A 6,239-nucleotide genomic window follows, 5' to 3' on the forward strand; every position below is an offset into this window, starting at 1 on the left:
TGCAATTTTCCGGTGCGAACCGCCAAAAATTATTGGATGGGTTACAACCATTGGATATGTTGGTATGTAGCTATGGGCTATTGCAGCAAGAGGAAGTAGCTCAAATGCTCTCTCAATTGCAGTGGCAAACGATTGTATTGGATGAAGCCCAATCAATTAAAAATATGGCTACTAAACGTTCCCAAGCAGCCATGAACCTGAAAGCTAATTTTAAACTGCTGACTACGGGGACTCCTATTGAAAATCATTTAGGTGAATTGTGGAATTTATTTCGGTTTATTAATCCTGGCTTATTAGGTTCTTTTGAAAGCTTTAATCAACGCTTTGCAAATCCCATTGAGAGATATCAAGATAAACAAGCACGTAATAAACTGAAAAAACTAATTCAACCATTTTTGTTGCGACGAACAAAAAATCAGGTGTTGTCAGAATTGCCTTCTCGAACTGAAATTCTGCTTCATGTGGAGTTGAGTAAAGAGGAAAAGGCATTTTATGAAGCGTTGCGTCGTCAAGCTATATCTAAATTAACTGAAAGTAATGCAGATGCAGGACAGAAACATTTGCAAGTTTTAGCAGAAATTATGAAACTGCGTCGCGCTTGCTGTAATCCTAGTTTGGTGATGCCTGATACTGAGTTATCCAGTTCTAAGTTACAGCTTTTTGGTGAGGTGCTGGGTGAACTTCTGGAAAATCGCCATAAGGCTTTGGTATTTAGTCAGTTTGTTGATCATTTACATATCATCCGCGATTATCTGGAGAAGCAAAGTATTAAATATCAATATTTAGATGGTAGTACCCCAATGGCGGAACGGAAAAGAAGCGTGGATGCCTTTCAAGCTGGGGATGGGGATGTTTTTCTCATTAGTCTCAAAGCCGGGGGTACAGGACTGAATTTGACTGCTGCTGATTACGTGATCCATACAGACCCTTGGTGGAATCCTGCTGTGGAAGATCAAGCATCTGACCGCGCCCACCGGATTGGACAACAACGCCCGGTAACAATTTATCGCTTGGTGGCTAAGGATACTATTGAAGATAAAATTGTGGAGTTGCATCACCATAAGCGGGATTTGGCGGATAGTCTCTTGGAAGGTACGGATATGAGTGGTAAGATATCAACTGAGGCTTTGCTGCAATTGATTCATGAAGGTTAGCTTTTTAGGTATTAGGCGATGGTAGTGTGGAAGGCGATCGCCTATTGAGAACATTTTTGGAGAAAAGTTTATACAATCCTAAATCTTTCGTAGTAATTATTCAGAATTAGATTTTATCTGCGGAATGTGGGTTTAATTAAACACAAAATCTTAAGAGGAAGTTATGGATCTTAAAGTATTCGCTCTTACAATATCTAATATGTATTTATCAAGTATAATTTTGTTGGTTCCAAAAATTATGTAAATGAAAATAGACTCAATTACTATTAAAGGGTTTCGATGTTTTGGTGATATACCCAAAACTATAAAATTATCAGATGGTATCACGGCATTTGTGGGAGCAAATGGTTCGGGTAAAACAGCCGTACTAGAAGCTCTTTTGCGGGTTTTTGGCATAACAGCTAAAGAGCGGACTATTCTGCGGACAGATTTCCATACATCTTCTGGTATAGCAGATGAAGATAGTAGTACCCGTGAGTTGTATATTGAAATTCGTATTGTTTTTCCAGGATTGTCAAAAGATACACCAGAACAAGATCCAGGAGTACCAGTGTGTTTCAATCACATGGTAGTATTTGAACCAAATGGGATACCTATTGTACGTGTGCGTCTGGAAGCAAAGTGGATTGACGATGGAACAGTTGATGGAGATATTGAACAAAAGCTTTTTTGGATTCCTACTCCTAATGAATTACCAACAGAACAAGAAAAAATAATCTGTCTCCCAACTGACCGTGCTAGGATTCAAGTTCACTACATTCCAGCTATACGTGATCCTTCATCACAACTTACATCTAGTAGTGGTGCAATGATAGGACGTTTACTTAAAGCTATAGAATGGTCTTCAGCGACACAAGAATCTATCAAATCTACATCTAAGCAGATTCGAGAGGTGTTCGGAAAAGAATCAGCAATAAATACTATCAATCAGACAATAGAAAGTAGGTGGAAAGAACTTCATAGTGATAACTTTGATGCAAAACCAGAGTTAAATATTGCCAGCAGAAAATTTGAAGATATAGTTAGCAAATTAAATATTGTATTTAGTCCAACTGAATTTAATGGTGAACGTGATTTAGACGCATTAAGTGATGGACAAAGATCACTTTTTTACTTCTCATTAGTAGCTTCTATTTTTGAGATAGAAAGGAAGTTGATTGATAAGACAAATAAACCCGCGAAAAACGGAATAGATGATCGTGCAAATCTTGATATTAATGAAGATAAATTTACAGGTTTTCATACTAATCGAATCCCAACACAAGCTTTAACAATTTTTGCTTTTGAAGAACCAGAAAATCACCTTGCTCCTTATTTTTTGTCTCGTATTATCAAACAAGTTCAGTCTATAGTTAATAAATATCCTGCTCAAGCAGTTATAACAAGTCATTCTCCTGCAATTTTAGGAAGGATTGAACCAGAAGAAATCCGGCATTTCAGGCTTGATATTCAATCAAGAACTGCAATTATCAAAGAAATCAAACTTCCTAGTAATGCAGAACAAGAAGCTAAATATGTACGTGAAGCAGTAAAAGCATACCCAGAATTGTATTTTGCTAAATTTGTGATTCTTGGAGAAGGAGATTCCGAACAAATACTGCTGCCAAAATTAGCTTCAGCAATGGAATTAGATGTAGATCCCGCGTTTGTTGCTATTGTTCCATTAGGAGGCCGACACGTTAATCATTTCTGGAAATTACTAAATGATTTGAAAATACCATACGCTACACTCTTGGATTTAGATATTGAAAGAGAAGGAGGTGGATGGGGTAGAATCAAATACGCTTTAAAACAACTTCTTGAGCTAGATAAATATCCAATATCTGTTCTTAAATATAATGATGAGCAGGAAATAACTGATGAAGAATTAGAAAAATTTCATGAAAAGAATGAGTCAATTGACAAAAATTTACTTAAACACCTGGAAGAAAATTTTGGTGTATTCTACTCTCAACCACTTGATATAGATATGATGATGTTATCACTTTTTCTTGATTTCTATAAAAGTGATTCTGGTCTCAGGATTCCTGATAAAGATAAAGATGAAGACAAATACAATTCCTATATAGATGGTGCTAAAAAGACTGTTCTTAGAGATAAAGCTGATTTGTCAAAATATCCAGAATTAAAAGAACTAGAAGAATTACTTCCTTGGTACAGATATTTATTTCTTGGTAAAAGTAAACCATCAACACATATTCAAGCATTATGCAAAATTGAAAGTTCTGACAAAGAAAATTTACTCAGAGATAAAATGCCTCCTGTATTAAAAAGACTCCTAAAGTACACCAATGACAAAATTAGTGCAGATAAAACAATATGACTTTTAACAACCAGACTAAAAATTGGCTTCCAGTTGGAGGTATTACACTTGAACCTAATGCTGATAAAGTAGTGCGTTCAAATACCAACTACTCTGTAATTGCTGGACCAGGAGCAGGAAAAACGGAACTACTGGCTCAACGAGCTTGCTATCTTTTTCAAACTGGTTTATGTCCAGATCCTTATCGTATCCTTGCAATTAGCTTCAAAAATGATTCTGCAAACAATTTAAAAGAAAGAGTGGCTGAGAGATGTTCTAAGCAAGATGCTATGAGGTTTGATTCTCTAACCTTTGCTGCATTTGCAAAAAGTATGTTAGATAGATTCATTGGATCGGTACCTAAAAATTGGCGACCAAAACAAGATTATGAGTTATACACCAAAGAATATGAATATGAAAATGAATTGAGAAATTTTCTAATAAGATTATCAAAAGAATCTTGCCAATTCATTAAATTAAAAGATTATCGTGTTGAAAATTTTAAAAAATCTTGGGTTTTTGGTTCACCTCTTCTGTTAGAAGGAATACCACAGACATCTATTGAATCTATAGCTGTACAAAAGTGGTGGAATACCTGCCTACATATTGGAGGAAAATCTAAAATTACTTTCCAAATGATTGAAAGATTAGTAGAACTTCTCATCAAAAGTAACCCTCAAATTATGAATGCTTTGAGATTAACTTATTCTTATGTTTTTATGGATGAATTTCAAGACACGACTCATATTCAATATGACATCATTAAAACAGGTTTCCTAAATTCACAAACTATATTGACTGCTGTGGGAGACAACAAGCAGCAAATTATGAAGTGGGCTATGGCTATGGATAATGCTTTTGAATTTTTTGAAAAAGATTTTCAAGCCAAATCTATTTCTTTAATTCTTAACTATCGTTCTTCTCCAGAATTAGTAGAAATACAACATCAAATAGCTTTAACAGTAGATTCTAATTATAAAAATGTAGAATCAAAAAAGCAAAAAAATATAACCGAAGAATCTTGTGTGATTTGGGATTTTACAACACCAGCATCAGAAGCAAAATATTTAGCAAAAACCATATCTGATTCTATAAATATTTATCAATTAATACCTAATGATTTTGTATTACTTGTTAAGAAAGAAGCGAAAAATTATATAAATCATTTAGAACAATCTTTCAGCGAATATGATTTAAAAATTCGTTTAACAGAAGCAAATGATATACTTGATAAGCCATTGACAAAAATCATAATTAAATTTCTTCGATTTGTTTCTAAAGAAGGTTCACCTAATCCATACTGGTCTGATTGTTTACAAACTTTAATAAATATTCATGGTATAGATCCAACAGATGATAGAAATGTAAGAGAGTTGCAAGATAAACTAGAAAATTTTCGGTTATCTTTAATAAATAAAATGAGCAATTTCGATTCTTCTTATACCTATAAGTATATAAACACTATCTTGGCAGAAATTGAAGGATTCCTTCAACAAGATTATATCAAACTTGCTTATCCAGAATATAGACAAGGTAATGAATACAATGATATTTTAAAAGAAATTAAGCGGCAAATCACTTTAAGTTATAGAAGAACTCAAAATAAAAGTTGTAAGTCAATATTAGATGATTTTGAAGGTTTAGATTCTGTACCATTAATGACTATTCACAAAAGTAAAGGATTAGAATATCACACAGTAATTTTTCTTGGACTTGATGACTCAGCATGGAAGTATTTTGAAGATGATCCTCAAGCATCACGTTCTACATTTTTTGTAGCCTTTTCCCGCGCAAAGCAACGTGTTATATTTACGTACTGTAAACAACGTGGTGCTAGAAATAAGATATCGTCTCTTTATGAACTATTAGAGGAAGCAGGAGTAAAAACAATTGAACCGATTGCAGTCGAAGAAGGGGGTAAAGTAGCGAAGTTGCCATGAGAAAATATGATAGGCGATCGCTCTCATAATTAACATTAAAAAAATTTACAGGATATGATTATTAACAATTACCTTCTAAAATCTCTATAATAATGTTCAAACCAATAAATGATCCAAAACTACTCATAGAGATCGCAACATCTGTTAAAGTGATTCATTCAGATCCGTTTCATTCCCAATTAAAATTAGGCATTTTTTTTACTTGGAACACTCTAAATGAACCCAGCAATTACAGTCACCCAAAAACAACTCTCAGAATTTCTGCTGAATGTAGCAGTAGTACGCCCCGTATTTATTTGGGGAGCGCCAGGAATCGGTAAATCATCCTTAGTAGAAGCATTTGCGGCGGAAGTGGGAATACCCTGCGTTTCACTCCTTGGTAGTCAACTAGCGCCAGAAGACTTAATTGGTGTACCGCAGATTATAGATGGAACAAGTCGCTTTTGTCCACCCAGAATGATTGCCCGAGAAGAACCCTATTGTCTGTTTTTAGATGAACTTAACGCTTGTTCTCACGAAGTACAGAAGGCATTTTACAGCCTGATTCATGAGCGACGAATTGGTGAATATCATCTCCCTAAAGATTCAATTGTCATTGGTGCAGGGAATCGCGCTCAAGATAGTGCCATCGTTAAACCCATGTCTTCACCTTTACTCAACCGCATGGTTCATGTCCATTTAAAAGTTTCCCATCGAGATTGGTTAGATTGGGCAAAAAATCATGATATTCATCCTTGGGTAATTGAATATATTCAAACTCGCCCAGATCATCTATGGAGTCAACCACCTAAACATGAAGAACCTTTTTCCACTCCCCGTTCTTGGCATATGTTAAGTGATACC

General features: G+C 34.9%; 4 protein-coding genes. All 4 read left to right on the forward strand.

Features of this window, described 5'->3' with window-relative positions:
- Nucleotides 1-1,154, forward strand: a 1,154-nt coding sequence (locus tag FJR04_RS24455; protein ID WP_168499771.1) for a DEAD/DEAH box helicase, incomplete at its 5' end; no start/stop codon positions are given.
- 244 nt (nt 1,155-1,398) lie between these two features.
- Nucleotides 1,399-3,477: an ATP-dependent endonuclease gene (locus FJR04_RS24460; protein WP_168499773.1), complete on the forward strand. Its 2,079-nt coding sequence runs from the start codon at nt 1,399-1,401 to the stop codon at nt 3,475-3,477.
- The gene (locus FJR04_RS24465; RefSeq protein WP_168499775.1) at nt 3,474-5,396 is read left to right on the forward strand and encodes a UvrD-helicase domain-containing protein; all 1,923 of its coding nucleotides are present in this window, start codon (nt 3,474-3,476) and stop codon (nt 5,394-5,396) included. The genes FJR04_RS24460 and FJR04_RS24465 overlap by 4 nt, the downstream gene beginning before the upstream one ends.
- Nucleotides 5,397-5,612: 216 nt before the next feature.
- Nucleotides 5,613-6,239 (forward strand): AAA family ATPase (locus tag FJR04_RS24470; RefSeq protein WP_168499777.1); only part of this gene is annotated, 627 nt, incomplete at its 3' end.

It is taken from the genome of Anabaena sp. UHCC 0204, from assembly GCF_009711975.1.
Classification (GTDB): Bacteria; Cyanobacteriota; Cyanobacteriia; order Cyanobacteriales; family Nostocaceae; genus Dolichospermum.

Excerpts from the sequence above, each read along its gene's own strand:
- FJR04_RS24460 (WP_168499773.1), top strand. The coding sequence starts at position 1,399 with ATGAAAATAGACTCAATTACTATTAAAGGGTTTCGATGTTTTGGTGAT.
- FJR04_RS24465 (WP_168499775.1), top strand. The coding sequence starts at position 3,474 with ATGACTTTTAACAACCAGACTAAAAATTGGCTTCCAGTTGGAGGTATT.